Below are 19086 nucleotides of genomic sequence, written 5' to 3'. Positions count from 1 at the left end.
ACCCTTCACGGTCGTCAGCGTGCTATGAGGTGAGTTGTTCGCTGGACAGGAATTGAGACACCGCCGTGACTTTGCCCAGGGCGATCAACACGTCATCGGGTCGGATCACGGTGGCAGCCGTCGGCGGCAGCACGATTTCACCGTCGGCCCGCCGGATCGCGACGATGATCACGCCTTCCACCAACCGGAACCAGCCGACGCCGACCAGCGTCAGAATCACGAGCACGGTGATGATCCAAGCCAGTCGATGCATCGATTCGGGACGGTGACGAGCACTTACTTCCAGACGGCGTGTCGGCGTTTCCATCAGCATATGCTTTGACGCCGGCGTTCGCTTAGAGGGCCTTGCGAATCCGTTTGAAGCCTTCACGGATTTCGCCGCCGACCATCTTGAACGAATCCCAGACCTCTTCGGCGGTTTCTTCGACCGCATCTTTCAGCGGATCATAGCGATGGCTCAATTCATCGAGTTGATCGGCCAGTATCTGCCATTCCTGCTGCAATTCCATCTTGCCCAGATGGACCTTCAGCTTGAGTTCGTCCCGATCTTGTTTGAGCCCCTGGATCAACTGGGCAACGGCTTGGCTTTTCGGCGTGGACATCGATTCTCTCGGGTTGAAAAGAAATGGGGGAAGCGGCCATCGGACGGAAGTCCCGATCAGGGGTGCACGATTCGTGCCAATTACCTTTCTCCCGCCTTCGGCGTGCGTCTGTCACCGGGATACCGTTTCCTCCAACTCCATTTGTGCAGTTCCATCACTGGAAGGATCGTCAGCGACAACAGGATCAGGATTCCCCATTGGCCCCCGTTGATCGGCTGGGCGCCCAAAACGTAACGGCCCAATGACGTGTGCATCGCAGCGAGGTGGATGCAGAACGCCGTGATCGCGCCGGCCAACAAGATGGGGCTGCGCAGCGGTGACATCACCAGGGCCGATTTCGTTTCCGAGCGGCAGTTGCCGATATGGACGTTTTCGAACAACACCATCAACAACAGCAACGTGTTTCGCGCCGATGCGACGTCCGCCTCGGTCGCCGCTTCGGGCAGCAACCAACGAAAGGTGGTGAATCCGATGACGCCCATCGCGACTGCCGCGATCGCCGTCCGCTCGATCATCAGCCGGTTGAAGATTCGCTCCTTGGGCGAACGGGGCTGACGCGACAACACACCCCCTTCGTTAGGCTCAAACGCCAATGCAACGTCCTGGATGCCGTTGGTGACCAGGTTCAACCACAGGATTTGAACCGGCATCAGGGGCAAGTACGGCGTGCCGGTCCCCACGGCCAAGGCCATCAGCACCAATTCGGCCGCCCCGGTGGAAATCAGCAGGTAGATCACCTTGCGGATGTTGTCGTAAGCGACGCGGCCCTCTTCGATACCGGCAATGATGGTGGCGAAGTTGTCGTCGCTGATGACCAGCTCGGCGGCTTCGCGGGCGACATCGGTTCCGCTTTTGCCCATCGCGACGCCGACGTTTGCCGCCTGGAGCGCGGGGGCGTCGTTGACACCGTCACCGGTGACGGCGACAAAATGCCCCGCTTGGCGGGCGGCGTTGACGATTTGCAGTTTCTGTCGCGGTGCGACCCGGGCAAAGACGCGGATGTTGCCAATGATCTCGGGCAATTCGTCCGCCGTTGTCTCCTGCAATGCTCCTCCGGTGATCACTTGGTTTTCGTCGTCGGCCAATCCCAAGTCGCGGGCGATCGCCAACGCCGTCACGCGATGGTCCCCGGTGATCATGGCGACCGAAACGCCGGCTTCGGCACAGCACCGAACGGCGTCTTTCACTCCCGATCGGAGCGGATCGATCATGCCGACCAAGCCCAGGAAACGCAATCGCGAAGGCGGCGCGGGGACCTGGTCGGAACCGATGGGCTGGTCCAAACGCTGATCCGCCACTGCCAGCACGCGATAGCCCATCGCCGCCATGCTGATTGCCGTCGCCTCCCACCGATCCGGGGTGAATCCTCCGCAACTCGCCTCGCTGCACATCGCCAAAACGCGTTCCGGGGCGCCCTTGATGAACACCCCGGCGCCGCCATCGACACGGTTGAACGACGCGGCAAACTGGTACTCCGGCTCGAACGGAATCTGATTGACCTGGGGATGGGAATCCAGCGTCGATTCGTGGTTCCAACCGAGTTTACGAGCGAAGGACAAGAACGCGACATCGACCGCGTCGCCACGCCACGTCCACGATCCGTTGCGTTGATGCAGGTCCGCTTCGTTGCACAGGATTCCGGCTCGCGCCAACCATTCCAGCCGCTCGTGACATCCCGGATCGAGCGGTCTGCCGTCTTTCAGGATTTCGCCAGAAGGCTGGAACCCCTCGCCGGTGACCTCAAAGGTTTCGCCATCGGGAAGGCAGACTTGGCGAACGGTCAACTCGTTGCACGTCAGCGTGCCGGTTTTGTCGGTGGCGATCAGCGTGCAGCTTCCCAGCCCCTCGACGGCGGTCAGGCGTCTGACGATCAGCCCGCGGCTGGCCATCCGTGTCGTCGCGATCGCAAGCGCGACCGTCATCGCCACCGGCAACCCCTCGGGAATCGCCGAGACCGCCAGGGCGACGGCAAACATGAACATCGTCGTCGCCGAATAGCCGCCCAGGGCGACCCCAAGCAAACCGATCATCGTCGCCGCGACCAGCACGGCGACGGCGATCACCCGAGTGAAGCGTTCCATCCGCTCCAACAACGGCGGTCGCCCACCGGTTTCGCCCATCACGTCCAACGCCAATTGGCCAACGCCGGTCGCCATCCCCGTCGCGACCACCACCCCCTTGGCTCGCCCGCGAGTGATGACCGAACCGGCGTAAACCATGTTCATACGATCGGGCACCGGTGTCGCTTCGCCGCCGGTCCACTCGGGGTCTTTCGCCACCGGCAACGACTCGCCGGTCAACAGCGACTCGTCGGATTCCAAGCCATGGGCCGACAGCAATCGAATGTCCGCCGGAACTCGGTTGCCCGATTCCATCCAGACGATGTCCCCCGGAACCACCTCCTCGGCTGGCACTTCGCGGACATCACCGTCGCGGTGCACCGAGGCGCGAATTTGCAACAGCTGCTTCAGCGCCTGACTGCTTTGTTCGGCCTTCCATTCTTGGAACGAGCCGATCACGGCATTGAGCACCAACACGCCGGCAATGAACGCCGCGTCCTTGACGTCGCCCAAGGCCACCGAGACCAACGCCGCCAATGCCAGGATGTAGATCAACGGGCTGCGGAACTGCCGCAAGACGATCGCCCACAAGGGTGTCGGCGGCCGCCGCGGAAGATCGTTCCGGCCGTACTCGGCCAACCGCGCCGACGCCTCCGATTCGCTCAGCCCGTGCACGCCGACGTCCAGCTTCTGCGCGAGCGAGTCCAGGTCCAGTGCGTGCCAATCCGCCGATGCTTGGGGACGATGATCCATGGTTGCTGGCCAGCCAAATTCCTGATGCGAACGTCCCGTTTTCCAATCGAACGCCTCTGCTGATTCAGCACCAGTTTAAGCGAGTGGCTGCCTGCGGATTGCCACAAATTGAAACGGGCGACTCCGGCGCCACTGTGCCCTGTCGCACACCCCGGCTGCGTCCGGCGGGATAGCAGGCCTCCGCTGAGCGGATATGCACGGGAAACGTTGAACCACGGGATACACCGCCGGAGTTGCGTTGGCATTGACCGGCGTCGGTCGGCAGCGCGGCGGGGCATTGATCGAAAAAGCAATCTGAAAATGACTGTCTTGAATCGGAGAACAAAACATGACAACAACACAGACAATCGAGAATCTGCAAAAAGCACTGTCGATGGAACTCACCGCCGTGCACCAATACCAGCTGCACGCCTGCGTGCTGGACGACTGGGGCATGGGTCTGTTGGCGACGAAGATGCGTGAAGAGATGCAGGAGGAACTCGGGCATTCGCAGGAGTTCCTCGAGCGGATCCTGTTTCTTAACGGCGAGCCGCGGTTGGAGCTTGCCAAACTGCCCGTTCGAGCCGGTTCTTTGAACGAGATGTTCGAAATGGATCTCGCCGACGAAAAGGAAGCGATCGAGTTCTACACGTCGGCGTCGTTTCGCGCGACCGAGGATCGCGACATCGGGACCCGCCAACTGTTCGAAAAGATCGCCTTGGATGAAGAGGGGCACATGAGCTGGCTGGAACTGCAATTGGATCTGCTCGATCGTATGGGCGAACCGGCGTTTATCGCCAAATACATGGGCTGACAGGCGCTTGATTCTCGAATGATCGTGGATCGCGGTGTGAATGTCGCTGCCTGCGCCAGCAGTTGGTTCCCCGACGTTTTCCACGCCGGCATCGCGCATCGCTACGTCAAAGTCCCCGGCGAGCCGCCAGAGTGTACAATCGCGTTCTCCGATAGAGATGGATCCGATCATTCAGGAGCGCGATCGTGTTACAGAGATTCAGTGATGTTTGTCCAACCGGGCGAGCTCGGTTGCGCCGCGTGCCCTCGGCGATTCTGTTTGCGCTGGTGCTGTTATCAAGCCCCGTGCTGGGTGCTGATGTCGCGACGACGACCGATCCACTGACGGAGCGGTTACAGCCTTACTTGCGACTGCTATCGGGCCAGCAGCAGGACTTCGAAATTCGGTGTCGTGCGGAGGTTCCGATTGATGGAAACAGGCAGACGATCCGGATTCGGCTGGCACGGCAGGGCATGGATTCATTTGACCTTGATCTGGAACATCGTGACTACGAGGCGCGGATTCGTCGCCGCGAGGACGGGACGGCATTGGCGCTTCCCAAGCACAACGTGGTTTTCGTCGGCCGCGGGCAGGCTTCTGCGGCGGATTCGCTTGCTCCGGGCGGTTTGACACAGCGATTGGTGTCAACGCGAACGACCGTCTCGACGTACCTGCCCCTGCTGGCCTACCCCGATGCATCTGCCGTCACCGCGGCACTGAAATCACTCGCCGGCATGACGTACGACGCCCAGTCGCGGCGTGGGCGTCTGGATGGTTCGGCGACGTTCGCCTTTGAAGCCGATGGTTCGTTGGTCGTCCGAACCGACGACGCGGTCGTCACGCTTGCGATTTCCGCCCCCAGCGCGACTCCGCCTGGGCTGGACGACTGGCCGGGCTTGACGCAATCGAAAGTCCCGCGAGAAGAGTTGGAACGCACGTTGGTTCGCGGAGTCCGGCGGGCCCTGGAAATCTTGGCGCCGTCCAAGGTGCTGACCAGCCCCAGTCAAGCAGAGCGGCAAACCGATCATGGGCGACTGCAATGGATCGACGGACATCGTGTCGTGTTGCTCTCCGGTTCGCCCGCGGAAATCGGACGCGCCCACGGCGAGTTGTTGGCTGATCCGGCTCAGGCGTGTATCGATTCGGTACTACACACCTTCGGCACGGTCCAAACGATCCGCACCGGCCGATGGTTTCGTCACGATTTAGACGCGGCGTTTGCACGTTTGTCGCCGCACATCCCGCAGCGCCATCGGATCGAAACCCGCGCGATGGCTCGTGCGCTGGGGCTGGATGAAGACTTGGTGGATTCATTGAACGTCTTTCCCGAGTTGTTTCATTGCAGCGGCTTTGCGGTCTTCGGTGATGCGACCGGCGACGGAAAGCTGTACCACGGCCGCGTCTTGGATTACATGACCACGATCGGTCTGCAAGACGCGGCGACCACCTTCATCGTTGCCGCCGACGGTCAGATCCCCTTTGCCAACGTCGGATACGCCGGATTCATCGGCAGCGTCAGCGGTATGAATGCCGAAGCGATCTCGCTGGGTGAAATGGGCGGTGGCGGCGAAGGAAAGTGGGACGGCGTGCCGATGGCGACGTTGATGCGACGGGCGCTCGAAGAGTGCCGCACGCTCGATGAAGTGATGACGTTGTGGCGCGAAAGCCCGCGAACATGCGAGTATTACTATGTGTTTGCCGACGGAAAAACGAATCGTGCGGTGGGCGTCGCCGCCGATCCCGATTCGATCGAGTTTATTCAGCCGGGCCAGGCCGATCCGCGATTGGGCGACGGTATCGATGATGCCATCGTGCTGTCAGCGGGAGATCGATTGAAAACCTTGCGTGAGCGGGTTCACCAGAAACACGGCCAGATCGATGCCGAGGTGGGCAAATGGCTGATGAGCCGGCCTGTCGCGATGCAATCCAATCTGCACAACGTGTTGTTCGTGCCCGCCGATCAAGTCATGTACGTCGCCAATGCTGACCACCGACATCCCGCCGCGGAACGGCCCTACGTTCGCCTGGACCTGGATGCGTTACTCCGCTCGATGGGGGACCGTGATTGAATCCCCCCTGCCGACAGCGTGTGTGCAGTGAAGCGTGGCGATCCCCAGTCGAAACATGCCGATGAACGAACGAGTCAACGAAATCGAATTACCGCGACCGCGGTCGGCGGCGACGGAAACCGCTCAAACACAGCGGTCGCGATCGGGCACCGACGCACACTACCAATCGCAATTGCTGGACAGCGTTCAGGAGTCTCTGATCGGCACCAACTTGGATGGCGAGGTGACGTACTGGGGCCGTGGGGCCGAACAGTTGTACGGATACACGGCCGACGAGGTGATCGGCAAATCCGTCACCATCATCGTCCAACCCGACGAGGAGCACGTCGAACGCGAACGAATGCGTCAGGTGTTCGAAACGGGATCGTGGAAGGGCGTCTACCAGCAGCGACGAAAAGACGGAACGACGTTCTGGGCATCGACCATCATCTCGTTGGTCACCGACGAATCCGGCACCCCGACGGGATTCATCGGAATCGACATCGACATCACCGATCAGAAACGGGCCCGCGAGGAGCTGGATCAACTGAATCTGGCGATCGAAAATGCGATGCAAGGCATCTCGCGACTCGATCGCCAAGGGCGTTTCATCATGGTCAAACCGCAGTACGCCCAGATGCTGGGGTACCAGACCGACGAGCTGATCGGCCAGTCCTGGACCGTGACCGTCCCGGAGGACAGCGTGCCGCTCGCGCGCGAAGGATACGAAGCGATGTTGCGCGAAGGGCGTGCAACACTCGAATGCCGCGCCCTGCGAAAGGACGGATCCGTTTTCTTCAAGCAACTGCTGTTGGTCAAATCGTACGATGAATGCGGCACGCACGACGGCCATTACTGCTTCATGAGCGATGTCACCAAACGCAAACAGGCGGAGATTCAGCTGAGAGAAAAAGAATCCCAGCTTGCTCACATCTCTCGGCTTTCGACGATGGGAGAATTGGTCGCCGGGATCGCGCACGAGATCAATCAACCGCTGTATTCGATCGCCAATTTTGCAGCGGTGGCCGAAAAGAAACTCGAGATGCTGGACGGTGAGTTGGGGGAAAGTCTGCAGGAAATGAATCGATTGATTGCTCAACAAGCGGTTCACGCCGGTGAGATCATCAAGCGATTGAGAGCGTTTGTCGGCAAAACGGATGGCGTGCGGTCATCGCTGGACATGAATCGGGTCGTCCGCGATGCGGTCGCAATTTTGGCCCCGCTCGCCCACAGCACCGACGCGTCGATCCGGTTTGAATTGTCTTCGTCGCCTGTCGTCGTTCATGCCGATCGGGTGCAACTGGAACAGGTGCTCGTCAATCTGGTGCGCAACGCGTTGGAAGCGGTCGCAGATCGTGAGGTTCGCTCGATCACGGTTAGAACCTCGTCGGCGGGATCGATGGTTCAGGTGACGGTGGAAGACACGGGGATCGGAGTGTCGGGGGATGCCCAAGAAAAGCTATTTGATGCGTTCTATACGTCCAAAGCGGCCGGGCTGGGGATGGGATTGTCGGTCAGCCGAACGATCGTGGAAGCACACGAGGGCCGCATTTGGGCGACCAAACATCCCGGCGGAGGTTTGGTCGTGCAGTTCACATTGCCGTCGGTCCCGTAGGCGACTCCCCCTCGCTGCGAAGCAGCGAGCATGTGCGGCGAAAGCCTGAACACCAGCGCACGTTGGTGTCTAGCCTTTAGGCCAATACCGCTAAGTTAAGCGTTGTTTCCTGCGGGGAGGGCCCGTAGGCTCGCGCCAAACGGCTGATCATCGTCCGACATCAGCCGGTTCGCGCCAGCGTCCGGGCTTCTCCCTCGGCCTTAACTTAGCGGTATTGGCCTTTAGGCGACTCCCCCTTCGCTGCGAAGCAGTGAGCATGTGCGGCGAAAGCCTGGACACGAGCGCCCAGACGCGCATCATCGTTCGCGGTGCGACTACACCGGCACCAACCGCTTTGCCGGGGCGTCTCCGGCCAACAATTCAGCCAAGCGTTGCCCGAGTTGGTTCAAGTCGCCGGCGGAGTGGGCCGTTTGGTGCGTGGCGGCCATGGCTTGCCTGGTCGTTCGATCGATTTGATTCATCGAATCGGCGATTTGGTCCATGCTGGTGGCTTGTTGGTTGGAGGCGGTGACGATTCGGGTGGCGACGCGTGACGCCTGGCCGACCATGGTGACCAACTCTTCGATCGTCTGCTCTGCTTTGACAACGACATCGCTGGCATCGCCGACCGATTGGGTCCCCTGTTCGGTGGCCAACACGGCATGATTGGTTGCGTGCTGAATCTCGCTCAGAATCTCGCGGATTTGGCCGGTCGACTGTCGCGCTTGCTGGGCCAGCGATTTGACCTCCGCGGCGACGACCGAGAACCCTTTGCCGGCGTCGCCGGCGCGTGAGGCTTCGATGGCGGCGTTGAGCGCCAGCAGATTCGTTTGATCGGCGATTTCGTTGACCGTCGTGATGATCTCGCCGATCGCCTGGGCACGTTCGGCCAGCATCAGGATACTGTCGGCGGTGGATTCGACACGTTCGCGGACGTTGTTCATCGAAACCCGCGTGTCCTCAATTGCCTTGCGTCCCGAGCGTCCGACCTCGTCGGCACGTCGCGACGCCTCGGCGACCTCGTTGGCCAAATGCATCGACTCCTGGGCCGTGCGGGCGGCTTCCTCGACCGCCGAGGAGGTCTGCGTGACGGCGCTGGCCTGTTCTTCGATCCCGGTGGATTGTTGTTTCATCGTCGCCGAGATTTCTGAACTGGCGATGGAGAGGTGATTGACGGTTTCCCGGATGGCTTCGAACAGGCGAGCGCGTTCCTGTTCGTCCTGCTTGCGCCGCGCTATGTCTTGCAGGGTCGCAATGAAAATCTTTTCTCCGGAAAACTCCATCTGTGTCACGCGTAACGCGATCGGGACGTGTCGGCCCTGTTTATCCAACCCGTGGGCTTCGCTTTCATGTCCGGAGCGATCCGATCGTGTTGCACCGACGCCAGCTGATTGCGTGCCGCGGCCGCGCAATTCAAAATTTGGGATGATCGCTTTGACGCTCTGCCCACGCAATTCGGATGCTCGGTATTTCAGCAGTGATTCGCAAGCAGCGTTCAGGGATTGGATCCTGCCATCGGCATCGATCGTCAAGATCCCGTCTGCGGTCGAGTTGAGGATCGCTTGCGTGCGTTTCTCGGCGACATCCAGCTTTTCCATCGCTGCGTGCATGTTGCCGACCATGGTGTTAAACGCCAGAGCCAACGCGCCCAATTCGTCCTTGGAATGGACTTCGATGCGTTCATCGAGTGCCTCGCCGATGGTGGCGCTGGAGGCGTGGGCGGCAATTTTGGACGCCGTATTTTTGAGTGATTCGATCGGACCGACGATCATGCGGGTGGTGATGAATCCGAATCCGCCGATCAGCAGCGTTGCAATCACAATGGTCAGCGTGAACACCAGGAATGCGTTGTCGGCGAGTTGGCCGGCCGCGCGATTGACCGCATCGGCATCAGCGATGATCGCCTGTTGCCATTGTTGCACCTGGTTGTTGACCACTTGAAACTGATCGCTTTCGGCCCGGATCGCGTTGATAAAGGCTTCCTCCCGATATCCGCCCAGGACCTTGCCCACCGTGGCATCTTTGAGCATGCGGTAATCCTCCCAACTGGCACGCAAGTCTTGAAACGCCTCTCGTTCGCGTTGGCTGTTGGTCGACAGGTCCCAGCGAGCAAACGTTTGATCCAGCTGGTTGGTCAGCAATCGCTGTTCCTCGTTGAGTTGCTCTTGGAGTTCGCGGTTGGGCGCCATCACCATCGTCAGTGTCAATTGCCGGAGTTCACTGAGGGGGTCGGTGATGTTGAGCGCCGCCTTTTGAAATTGCTCGGCCGTCAATCGGACGCGATCGACCGCACCGTGAATTTGCTTGCTGGTCACGATTCCGAAGATCCCCACGGCACAGAAGGCGATCACGGAGATCCCCACCAGCAGCAAGAGTTTGCCCAGTACGCCTCGATTTTTCATGGACTCTCTCCGGCATCGAATTGAATGCGGGTCACCTTCATGGGTGCTTTTCTGGTTTGCGGGTAGGAACCGCGTCGCACCGACCAATGTTGGTCCGTCACCTGGATTTTCCAAAGCGGATAACAGGCCATGCGGTACGGTTTGAACCCGACCTCTTTGTTGACGGCAAAGACGTTGTTCGGCGTCGGCACAAACAACATGTAGGCTTGGTCATAGACGTGTTTGACGATTCGAAACGTGATCTCGTCAAACTGGGGATCTTCGACGCTGGCCTGGAACATCGCTTCGATGTAACCGTCCAACACGGGATCCGGGAAAATCGTGCTCCAAACGTTGTGCGTCCGATAGACCAAGAACGCGGTAAACGGATGGTTGAAGAACCAGTCGTCATTGCCCCAAATCAGCAGATCCCACTGGACTTCATTTTGATCCTGGTTGGTGGTCAGCAACGGATCAAAGATTTCCTTTTCGCTCTTCACCTCCTCGATGTCCAAGCGAACGCCGACATAACCGAGTTGGGTTTCGATGCCACGCCACAAGTCCATGTAACGGTTTTGCGTCAGAACTTTCAGCCGAAGCCCTTCCAAGATGTTCTTCAGCTGTGCCCGCTTGGCCGGCTGGTAGGGATCCTGCAATTCAGAATAGGGTTTCAGCAGTTGGGCAACCTTTCTCATGCCGGGGAAGAAGGGCGACGCCTGGGTCGGAGACAGCGTGGCTTCGCGGTCAAAAACAAAGTGCCAGAGGTTGCGTTGATGCAAGGCTTCGTTTAGCGCCCGTCGCACCTGGACGTCCAACAATTTCGGGTTCCCGTTGATCAGATTCATGTGAATCGCGATGTTGTTGGTCGTCGGTGAGGTGACGAGTTTTGCGTAAGGCGACAAGATCGTGTCGACTTTGTATTCAGGAGGGATGAAGGCGATGTCCAATTCGCCCTCGGTTTCCAGGACCATGTCCTTGGCATCCCGGCTGTCCAGTTCCGTGAAGACGGTGATCGTTTCGACTTTGGGATAACGCTGGTCCCAATAGTTCGGGTTGGCTTTCAGCACGGCCTTGGGGGTTTGTCGATCGCCTTCGACGTAGCCTTCGGTCAAGAGATAGGGTCCCAAGCCGTACGGTCCGGGCGCCGAAAGGTTGGGGCAGGTCGCTTTGCCGTTCCAGCCGTTGATCTTCAAGTACTCTTCGCTGTAGAACTGCATCCAAATCAGATCGTTCATGAAGCAGCCATACTTTTCGGTCAGAAAGAAACGGACCGTAAAGGGATCGACTTTTTCGCAACGATCAAAGACCTTGTCGATCTTGCTGTACAGCGTGGGGGCTTTCTTGAACGCCTCCATGTTCCTCACCACCGCATCGGCATCAAACGGCGTCCCGTCCTGGAATTGCACGCCTTGGCGGAGCTTGAATTCGTAGGTGGTGTCGTCGATCTGGGTGTGCGACGTCGCCATGTCGTATTCCCACCCCCGCGCGTTGTCGCTGGGCTTGATCATCGCGCCGTTGATGGCGTGGGAGATATAGATGTAGGGCAGACTGGGGATGAAGACTTTGACGTGCGTGCCGGGAACCAGCCGGTCGACGAATCGTTGCTTGGCGTCGTCCTCGCGGAGCTGCACCGGGCGAATCCGATCGGGATCGCCGGATCGTTGCTCGGCCCGACGGTTGACCTGGCCGCTTGCCTGGCCGATCGGCCAGACGGCCGCGATCGTGACGATCAGGATGCACAGTCCTCCCAGACGATTCTCCAAGGTCGAGGAACGCATAGGAACACCTTCGGCTCGTGGGACACACGGTGGCTCTCCCACCATGATAGCTAGTGCTCCGGTGGGAGGAGTAAAATCCAGCCTGCCGAGGCGCCGATTCAGTCCGCATCGCGCCGCAATCGGTCGTCACGGCATGGGCTTGTGAAAAGGATTCTGGTGGATCTATGCTTTGCCCGTTCCAAAACCCGTGCTTATTCGATCGCTTTTCCCTCGTTTTTGCCCCCCTCGCCAGGACCGCGCGCCATGCATCTCGTTCGGACATCTCTGCTCGGCTCACTCTCCTTGACGCTCTGTTTGGCGATCGGATGTTCCGGACTGATGCCCGGGCCGGGGCCTGCAGACGCGGATGCGCCGACAGAGTTCACGGAGACGAAATCCGGGCTCAAGTACCGCGTGCTGCGCAAGTCGGATGGCAAGCAGGCGAAACCTTCCGGCCACGTTCGTCTGCACTACATCGGAACACTGGATGACGGAACGGTCTTTGACAGCTCTTACTCCCGAGGCGAGCCGGCAATTTTTTCGCTCCAAGAAGTCGTGCCCGGATTCACGGAAGGATTGCAGTTGGTCGGTGAAGGGGGAATGATCGAATTGGAAATCCCGCCTGACTTGGGATACGGCGAGGATGGACGTGCCCCCACCATCCCGCGCAACGCCACGCTTCATTTCGTCGTGGAAGTGATTCGGGTTTTTTGAGTTTCTGATCGGGGAAAGGCAAAAATTTCGCGCGTCGAACCGTTCGCCAGGGGCTCTCCGATGCCTTAGGCTGAACTGTCGCGAAGCTTTGTTTTCTTGATGTCTCGGTCGGGATTGGGAATCTGGGCATTGGACGCCGGAGCGCAAGCCGATCGGCATCACATCCCAGGGATCGCCCGTCATGTGTCTTTCATCACTCAAGTCCCGGCCGATCGGATCTCGATGGCTGGCGTGCCTGATTTCGTTGCCGTGTCTGGTCGTTTGCGTCCGTGCGGAAACCGTTGTCGGCGAGACGTCACACAGCCCCATCGCCGAGGGTCCGCTGCACGCCTATGTCGCAACCGTCGCGTTGCCCGCCGATGGGTTGTGGAGAATCCGTGCGCCCCAGTCGCAGGATTCCGCCCGAGAACTGTATCTGATGCCGACCGAACCATCGCGACTGCGGCAGCTGGGCAAACGGATGTATGCGGCATTGGAAGAGCGCCAAATCCAATACGGTCGTTGGCAGGTGCAAATGGGATTCGAGGCGTGTCGTCAATTCGCGCAAGAAAGGCAGGGCGTGGGTCCGAAAGCGATCTCCGACTTGGCCCAAGAAAAACGCTGGGGGTATGTCGCCGAGCGTTGGGACAGTGCCAGTTGGCAGCTCAACCGTTGGCGCGACTTCGTCGACACCCGACCGATCGAAGGCCCGTTCATTCATCTGATTCCCGACGTGCGATTTCGGTTCGCCCCGCCCAATCGAACCACACGTCGCGACGATGGAACGGCGGTCCAGGGCGGTGCAACACCGGACACGAAAGCTCGCTGGACGGTTCCCAAGAAAGACCGCGAGGTTTTGGCGTTTGAGCTCCGCCCCTTTATCGACGACGGAAAACACTGGGTGCTGTACACCGACGGCGATTGTCAGCGTGTCGACATCGACAGTCAATTGTCTCAATCGCAGCGGGTGACGATTCGCCCGATCGTCACGCAACCGAACGCCCAGCCGACCGGCGACGACGAACCCAACCTCGAGTATCGGTTGGTGATGGTGCGCGAACAACCATTCAGCGGTTCGCTCGAATTGCAGGCCGAAAACCATGTGCTCGATCAAGAGCGGACGATTCGGTGGAACGCGGCGGACGGATCGGACGTGCCCTACCGAACGCTTCGCGACACGATCACCGATGCCAGACGATTCGCCTGGGGGCCGTACTCATTGGCGGCCGACGGGGGCGTGCTGAAGGTCTGGGACTTGGCCGGAAAAGCGCCCCCACCGGACCCCAATCCGCGGCGCAGCCTGTCCATGTTCTCGGTCCTGGGAGGTCGCGCGGCGGTCGAAGAAACGCTGCAATTGCAAGATTTGCGGGCGATCGATTCCGAGCTGCAGTCGGCGACGATCGACATCGATTCGTTGTCCGGGGTAGAGGTCAAATCGCACCCGTTCGAGGAAATGTTGGGCGGCCGGGAGGGCGGCCGCCTGGAAATCGCCGGGTGTGTCCCCCCGGATCGTTTCTTCGTTTATGTCGGCAAACCGGAATCGATCCCGGCCTTGCTGGACACCGGCGCGCCGTTCATCGCCAGCATGGGGACCGCACTGACAGGCAATTGCCTTCAGTACAACCTGCAGTCGCGCTACCTGGCCCGGTTGGGGATGACACGCGATTGGGTGGATGCCGTGTTGACCAGCGGGCTGACCAGCGAACTGGCCTTGTTCACCCCCGATCTGTTCTTCATCGACGGCACGGATGTGACGATTGTGGCACGGTTGAGACAGCCGCAACTGCTGCGTCAACTGCTGGGCATGCTCGGTGCGTCGGACCTGGGGACCGAGTCCGTCTTGGAATTGCCGACCGTGTCCGGTGGCCCCGCTTACCTGGCCCTGCGCGATGATTTGTTGTTCGCCAGCACCCATCGCGGAGAGCTTCAGCAGGCCATCGATCTGCACGACGGGCAAGGGAGCGGCAGTCTGGGCGAGAGCGCCGAGTTTCGATACATGCTGACGCAGTTGCCGGTCAACGAAGACACCCGCGTGTATGCGTACCTGTCAGATGGGTTTGTGCGCAAGCTCGTGGGCCCGCGAACGAAGATCGGTCAGCGGCGCCGGGTGCTGGCCAAAGCCAAGATGGAAGTGATGACGGCCCAGGCAATGCTTGCTCGGTTGGACGGGTATCCCGGTTCCGATTCGGCATCGGATTTGATTCGCAGCGGGCATCTCCCACAAGGCTGGCAGAGCGAGGGGATGTCGATCGACGCCAGCGGCCTGGTCCGAAGCCATCACTACGACACGTTGCCTCGCATGCGGACTTTGCCCGAAGTCCCCTTGGATCGAGTGACGCCGGCCGAAGCGGAAGCCTACCGCCGCTATGTCGAGAACTACTCCAGGTATTGGCGGCGTTTTTTTGACCCGATCGCAATCCGACTGGATGACGTCGGCAGCGACCAGTTGGAGTTGTCGACGTTCATCCTGCCGTTGGTGGACAACTCGATCTACAACACGTTGAAAACGTTTCTGGCGCATCAAGATGACCAGACGACGTTGTCGGTCCCGATCGTCGAACCGACTCCGGTCGTGCAGTTTTCGGCGAATTTGAAGGACATGGCATGGCAGGTGGTGGCGGGCAATTTCTCGGAGTTCTTCACACGCTACTCCGGAGCCAGCCCCGCGATGCTGGACGATCTCGGCCCCAGCGTTCACGTCGCCGTCTTTGATGCCGATCCGATCATCGCCATCGGAAGCGGTGACGTCTTCGGCGCTTTCGGCGGCAACGTCTTGCGAGGCGGCGGCAACGAGATGTTGATGATTCCTGTCGCACTTTCCATGTTGACGCGTCCCTGCAGCATCATGGTCGAGACGGAATCGCCCGAGCGGACGTCACAATACCTGCGTCAAGCCGCCCTGGCGGGGATGCCACGCCAACGCCGCGACCGCGATTTCAACGTCTCGTTCTATCAGGTGGGGGATCGAGACGAATGGGTTTGGACGATGGATGTGTTTGGCGTCGTCAAACTGCGTTACGGTGTCGAGGTGGTCGACAAGTACCTGGTGATTCGCAACATCCCCTGGTCCAGCGGCGATCGCGTGGTCAGCGTCGCCCCGGCAGATCTGAATGCTGCGATGTTGCAGGCGTCGCCCTCGGCGTGCAAAGAACAACTTCCCGGGCTGTTCGCCGCCGCATCGGATGCCAATCGCCGGGCCGTCATGTCGGGGCTGGGACGGTTGTATCCCTTCATGCTCAGCGGGTCGAAAAGCGTGGACCAGGCGGCAGCCGAACACCAGCGGTTGTACGGTTTTTATCCCCGGCAACTGGATGGCGATCGGTGGCGTTGGACGGATTATCGGATGGTCAGCGACCACTACGGCGAACCGACTCGACAACGCCAACCTGCATTCGCCCCGGACAAGCCGTTCGGGCTAATGAACCGGATCGATTCGATCCAGTTGAACATGCAATTCGAATCCGACGGGTTGCGCAGCAGCGTGCGTTGGCGATTGCGATAGCCGCCGTCAGTTGGAGGGTCGGCTCAGATCCGCCATCGCCTCGGCGAACCCTTTGCCGATCTGAGCCATGATCTTTGCCGACCCGTTGTAGTGGTACGCCGCATTGGAACTGCCTTTCAAGACTTCCAGCTCGCGTGGCGTGTACAGTTCGGCGCGGAACTTGGCCAGAGCCTCCTCACGCTGCTGGCGACTGAGGCTCGTGTCCTTATTGAGTTCCTGAGACTTGGCTTTGATCTTGCCGCCGCGCTGCTTTAGCTCTTCCAACTCGGCGTCCCAATAGTTTTCGGTCAGGACGGCCGCAACAGTCCCTTGGAATTCGGGCATCGACGCCGGCGCGGCCATCGCCTTTCGAAAACCGTCGTGGGTGCTTTTGTAACGTTGTTGTGACGGACCGTATTGATCGACCGGGCCTCCGACCCCCATGACGCCGATCACAAATGGCAAGTTCGGCGTGGACAGATCGTTGCGAACGTCGCGAATAAATTGCGCCAGCAGTCGGGAATAAAGGTCGTACCCGCCGGGTTTGTCACGGTTGGGATACACGTCTCGGGCGACCATGTCGTTCCATCCCTGGAACCAAACAAAGCCGGCGATCTCGTAACCCGCATCGGGGTCGTAGTCGGGATAGACACGCTTCAGGTCGCCGACGACTTTGTTCACATGATCGATCATTAGCCGGTAGTAGAGCCCGGTCGCCTGCACACGGTCCGCCTTGATCTGCTCGACGTCTTTGCCCTGTTTTTCAAGGTTGGCCAGTTGCTGTTCGCTGAACTTGTAGGGGCCGGCGCCGGGAGGACGAAAATCGGTGTGCAATGATTTGCCGCCCCACGCCGTTTTGATGATCAGAATCGGTTCATCGAGTTGCTTGTGCATGTAGATCCCGAACGTGAACTCGGGGCCGATCTTTGTCCCACGACCATGCGCCCCGTAGCCGACGGTCAATCGACCGTGATGCTCTTGCTCGGTGCCGTCGTTGCCGATCGAGGAAATCCAGACTTGATCACACTCTCGCGGCGATCCGTCCGCATCACGCATCTCGGCCAAAATCGGCGCCGTCGCCGGATCCATGCCGACGTGGTCAAACGTGGTGATCTGGGCGTGCCCCTGCATGTTCGACTGGCCGGCAAGCACGAAGATTTTCAAGGGGTCTTTGGCCGCAAGTTGATCCACCAGCAACAGGCAGAGCGTGACGAGGACAATCGTTCGCATTCTCATCGGTGAAAACCTTTTCCTTCGGAAGACATTTCGCGCAACAGCCTCGGCACGATTTTCGATTCCGTCATCCGGGTGTGCGTGGTGACGATTGTACTTTGATTCAGTCCAGTTGTCGGTGCACTTCATCCACGATGTGCTGTTCGACTTCGGGGGACCAGTGGGCAGGCAGTCCGTAGTAGACCATCGATGTGCCGCCTTCGTAGCCGCCCTCACGCAACACCCGCCGGGAGGGGATGTAGGCCATCACGTCGTTGGCGTAGCCGGCGATCCAAGACTGTGTCCCCCTCAATTCGCTCTTCAAACGCAGCGCATAGTCGACGACGACTTCGCCGCCGAGAAAGACCATGTCGACTTGGTCGCCCAATTCCCAGCTCCCGATGGCGTACGGATAGGTTTGCGAAAGTGCCTCGCCACGATCGAGTTGATCGAGCAACATCGTTGCACGGGCGACCTCCCATTTGTTGGTCGACCTCGAATTCGTTTCGATCTGGTCTCGCGAGGGCAGCGTTCCCAATGGCAGGTCGATCTCGCGAAATCGGGTCGTCAAGGTTGGGGCGACGGCCTGCATTTGGACGGTCATCAGCACCGTATCGACCGCGGACGCCAACCGCTGTCCGTAGTGTTTGGCAAGTTCAACGGTTCGCCGCGGAAGCGGATTTTGGTCGGCACCACAGCCTGCCCAGAACATCGCGATCGCGTCGGGATGCGATTCTTCTAACTCCGCACAGGCATAACCGGGGTAATCGCCCGACCAGGAGTAGACGCCCAACACCGTCGCGTGACACGCGTACCCGAAGACGACACCGACCAGTTGGTCTTGCGAGTCACGCACCGCCAGAACCGGAACGTCGTGATCCACCGGGCCTTTCAGCATTCCCTCTCGGCGCCACTGCGGGACGTTGCCTTCGGGCCGATTCTCACGACGATTTGTGGCAAACGTTGCCGTGCCGTTGCCCCAGAAAAGTTTGGCCGGTTGTTGATCGGCAAACGCGCTGTCGACCGCTTCAATAACGTTTATCTGTAAATGCTGCTGGTAGGATTCGATCTTCTGCTGTTGATCTGAATCCAGGATCAGATAGTGCAGCGGAGCGAGGTTGTTCTTCAGGGCCGGGCCGGTGTGCGTGTGCGAGCAACAGATGGCAATTTGCGATCGATCGAGTTTGTGCTTGTCTTGGATCTGATCGGTGATCTCGGTCGCAAGGTCTCGGTCGATTCCGACCAAGTCCAACGTGATCAGGACGGCTTGTTTTCCCGCGGCATCACGCAACACAAGTGCTTTGGCCCACAGGTCTGTCAATTTGCCTTCCGACGGATGATCGCGATTGCCGTAACCGGCCATCCACATCGATTCGCCGGGTGTGATGTTCCGCTTCGCGATGCCCGCGTGCCATCCCTCGTCGGCTTGGGTGGGAACGGCAATCAGAAGCAGGAGTGTCGAAAACAGAAGGCAACATCGAAGCATCGTTGAACGGTTCCATGGTGGCGTTGGATTGTCAATTCAAAAGCGGAGAAGCTGGTGGATCCTATGTATAGCCCCGCGTGTCGCGGCGTGTTGCTGTATGACGCGTCATTTGCTGCGTTTGATCGAATATGGCCCCAGTCAAGGCGAAACCTGCCCTGCCTGAGTCATGTGCCCCGAGGCGGAGCCTCGGGGAATCCCCGTTCCCAGGCGGAGCACGCGAACGAGACATCAGAAGATCGCCGTTCGC

General features: G+C 59.7%; 12 protein-coding genes. 5 read left to right on the top strand and 7 right to left on the bottom strand.

The annotated features are described in order from the left end of the window. Positions 1-22: 22 nt before the first annotated feature. From Mal15_RS21335 to Mal15_RS21325, 3 genes are all read right to left on the bottom strand, one after another. Positions 23-253, bottom strand: coding sequence for a TrkA C-terminal domain-containing protein (locus Mal15_RS21335; RefSeq protein WP_233902934.1), 231 nt, complete (start codon positions 251-253; stop codon positions 23-25). Positions 254-335: 82 nt separating this feature from the next. Then, positions 336-602: a hypothetical protein gene (locus tag Mal15_RS21330; RefSeq protein WP_147869623.1), complete on the bottom strand. Its 267-nt coding sequence runs from the start codon at positions 600-602 to the stop codon at positions 336-338. Between the two features lie 80 nt (positions 603-682). Beyond that, positions 683-3415 carry a cation-translocating P-type ATPase gene (locus Mal15_RS21325; protein ID WP_147869622.1) on the bottom strand — a complete coding sequence of 911 codons (2733 nt, stop codon included), beginning with the start codon at positions 3413-3415 and terminating at the stop codon, positions 683-685. Positions 3416-3743: 328 nt separating this feature from the next. On the opposite strand from Mal15_RS21325, the gene Mal15_RS21320 reads away from it, so the two are divergent. The 3 genes from Mal15_RS21320 (at position 3744) to Mal15_RS21310 (ending at position 7850) form a co-directional block, all read left to right on the top strand. Further along, positions 3744-4208 carry a bacterioferritin gene (locus Mal15_RS21320; RefSeq protein ID WP_147869621.1) on the top strand — a complete coding sequence of 155 codons (465 nt, stop codon included), beginning with the start codon at positions 3744-3746 and terminating at the stop codon, positions 4206-4208. Positions 4209-4393: 185 nt separating this feature from the next. After that, on the top strand, positions 4394-6256 hold the full coding sequence (locus tag Mal15_RS21315; protein ID WP_233902933.1) for a C45 family autoproteolytic acyltransferase/hydolase: 1863 nt from the start codon (positions 4394-4396) through the stop codon (positions 6254-6256). Between the two features lie 61 nt (positions 6257-6317). Continuing rightward, positions 6318-7850, top strand: coding sequence for a PAS domain-containing sensor histidine kinase (locus Mal15_RS21310; protein WP_167546958.1), 1533 nt, complete (start codon positions 6318-6320; stop codon positions 7848-7850). 314 nt (positions 7851-8164) lie between these two features. On the opposite strand, the gene Mal15_RS21305 is transcribed toward Mal15_RS21310, so the two are convergent. Both Mal15_RS21305 and Mal15_RS21300 read right to left on the bottom strand, forming a co-directional pair. Beyond that, a complete protein-coding gene (locus tag Mal15_RS21305; RefSeq protein ID WP_147869618.1) occupies positions 8165-10231 on the bottom strand; it encodes a methyl-accepting chemotaxis protein in 2067 nt (688 codons plus the stop codon). Continuing rightward, positions 10228-11988, bottom strand: coding sequence for an ABC transporter substrate-binding protein (locus Mal15_RS21300; RefSeq protein WP_147869617.1), 1761 nt, complete (start codon positions 11986-11988; stop codon positions 10228-10230). The genes Mal15_RS21305 and Mal15_RS21300 overlap by 4 nt, the downstream gene beginning before the upstream one ends. A gap of 243 nt (positions 11989-12231) precedes the next feature. Here Mal15_RS21300 and Mal15_RS21295 point away from each other — a divergent pair, with 243 nt between their 5' ends. Next, the gene (locus tag Mal15_RS21295; protein WP_147869616.1) at positions 12232-12681 is read left to right on the top strand and encodes an FKBP-type peptidyl-prolyl cis-trans isomerase; all 450 of its coding nucleotides are present in this window, start codon (positions 12232-12234) and stop codon (positions 12679-12681) included. A 181-nt stretch (positions 12682-12862) separates the two neighbouring features. Then, positions 12863-16162: a hypothetical protein gene (locus tag Mal15_RS21290; RefSeq protein ID WP_147869615.1), complete on the top strand. Its 3300-nt coding sequence runs from the start codon at positions 12863-12865 to the stop codon at positions 16160-16162. 6 nt (positions 16163-16168) lie between these two features. Here Mal15_RS21290 and Mal15_RS21285 read toward each other — a convergent pair whose 3' ends face one another. Both Mal15_RS21285 and Mal15_RS21280 read right to left on the bottom strand, forming a co-directional pair. Beyond that, positions 16169-17371, bottom strand: coding sequence for a sialate O-acetylesterase (locus Mal15_RS21285; RefSeq protein WP_147869614.1), 1203 nt, complete (start codon positions 17369-17371; stop codon positions 16169-16171). Between the two features lie 106 nt (positions 17372-17477). Further along, positions 17478-18839 carry a neutral/alkaline non-lysosomal ceramidase N-terminal domain-containing protein gene (locus Mal15_RS21280; RefSeq protein ID WP_147869613.1) on the bottom strand — a complete coding sequence of 454 codons (1362 nt, stop codon included), beginning with the start codon at positions 18837-18839 and terminating at the stop codon, positions 17478-17480. Positions 18840-19086 lie beyond the last annotated feature (247 nt).

The organism is Stieleria maiorica (genome assembly GCF_008035925.1).
In the GTDB taxonomy this organism is placed as follows: domain Bacteria; phylum Planctomycetota; class Planctomycetia; order Pirellulales; family Pirellulaceae; genus Stieleria; species Stieleria maiorica.
Note: the sequence above shows the minus strand (reverse complement) of the source record. Positions and strands in the feature narration are given on the sequence as shown.

Excerpts from the sequence above, each read along its gene's own strand:
- Mal15_RS21335 (WP_233902934.1), bottom strand. The coding sequence starts at position 253 with ATGCATCGACTGGCTTGGATCATCACCGTGCTCGTGATTCTGACGCTG.
- Mal15_RS21330 (WP_147869623.1), bottom strand. The coding sequence starts at position 602 with ATGTCCACGCCGAAAAGCCAAGCCGTTGCCCAGTTGATCCAGGGGCTC.
- Mal15_RS21325 (WP_147869622.1), bottom strand. The coding sequence starts at position 3,415 with ATGGATCATCGTCCCCAAGCATCGGCGGATTGGCACGCACTGGACCTG.
- Mal15_RS21320 (WP_147869621.1), top strand. The coding sequence starts at position 3,744 with ATGACAACAACACAGACAATCGAGAATCTGCAAAAAGCACTGTCGATG.
- Mal15_RS21310 (WP_167546958.1), top strand. The coding sequence starts at position 6,318 with ATGAACGAACGAGTCAACGAAATCGAATTACCGCGACCGCGGTCGGCG.
- Mal15_RS21305 (WP_147869618.1), bottom strand. The coding sequence starts at position 10,231 with ATGAAAAATCGAGGCGTACTGGGCAAACTCTTGCTGCTGGTGGGGATC.
- Mal15_RS21300 (WP_147869617.1), bottom strand. The coding sequence starts at position 11,988 with ATGCGTTCCTCGACCTTGGAGAATCGTCTGGGAGGACTGTGCATCCTG.
- Mal15_RS21295 (WP_147869616.1), top strand. The coding sequence starts at position 12,232 with ATGCATCTCGTTCGGACATCTCTGCTCGGCTCACTCTCCTTGACGCTC.
- Mal15_RS21290 (WP_147869615.1), top strand. The coding sequence starts at position 12,863 with ATGTGTCTTTCATCACTCAAGTCCCGGCCGATCGGATCTCGATGGCTG.
- Mal15_RS21285 (WP_147869614.1), bottom strand. The coding sequence starts at position 17,371 with ATGCGAACGATTGTCCTCGTCACGCTCTGCCTGTTGCTGGTGGATCAA.
- Mal15_RS21280 (WP_147869613.1), bottom strand. The coding sequence starts at position 18,839 with ATGCTTCGATGTTGCCTTCTGTTTTCGACACTCCTGCTTCTGATTGCC.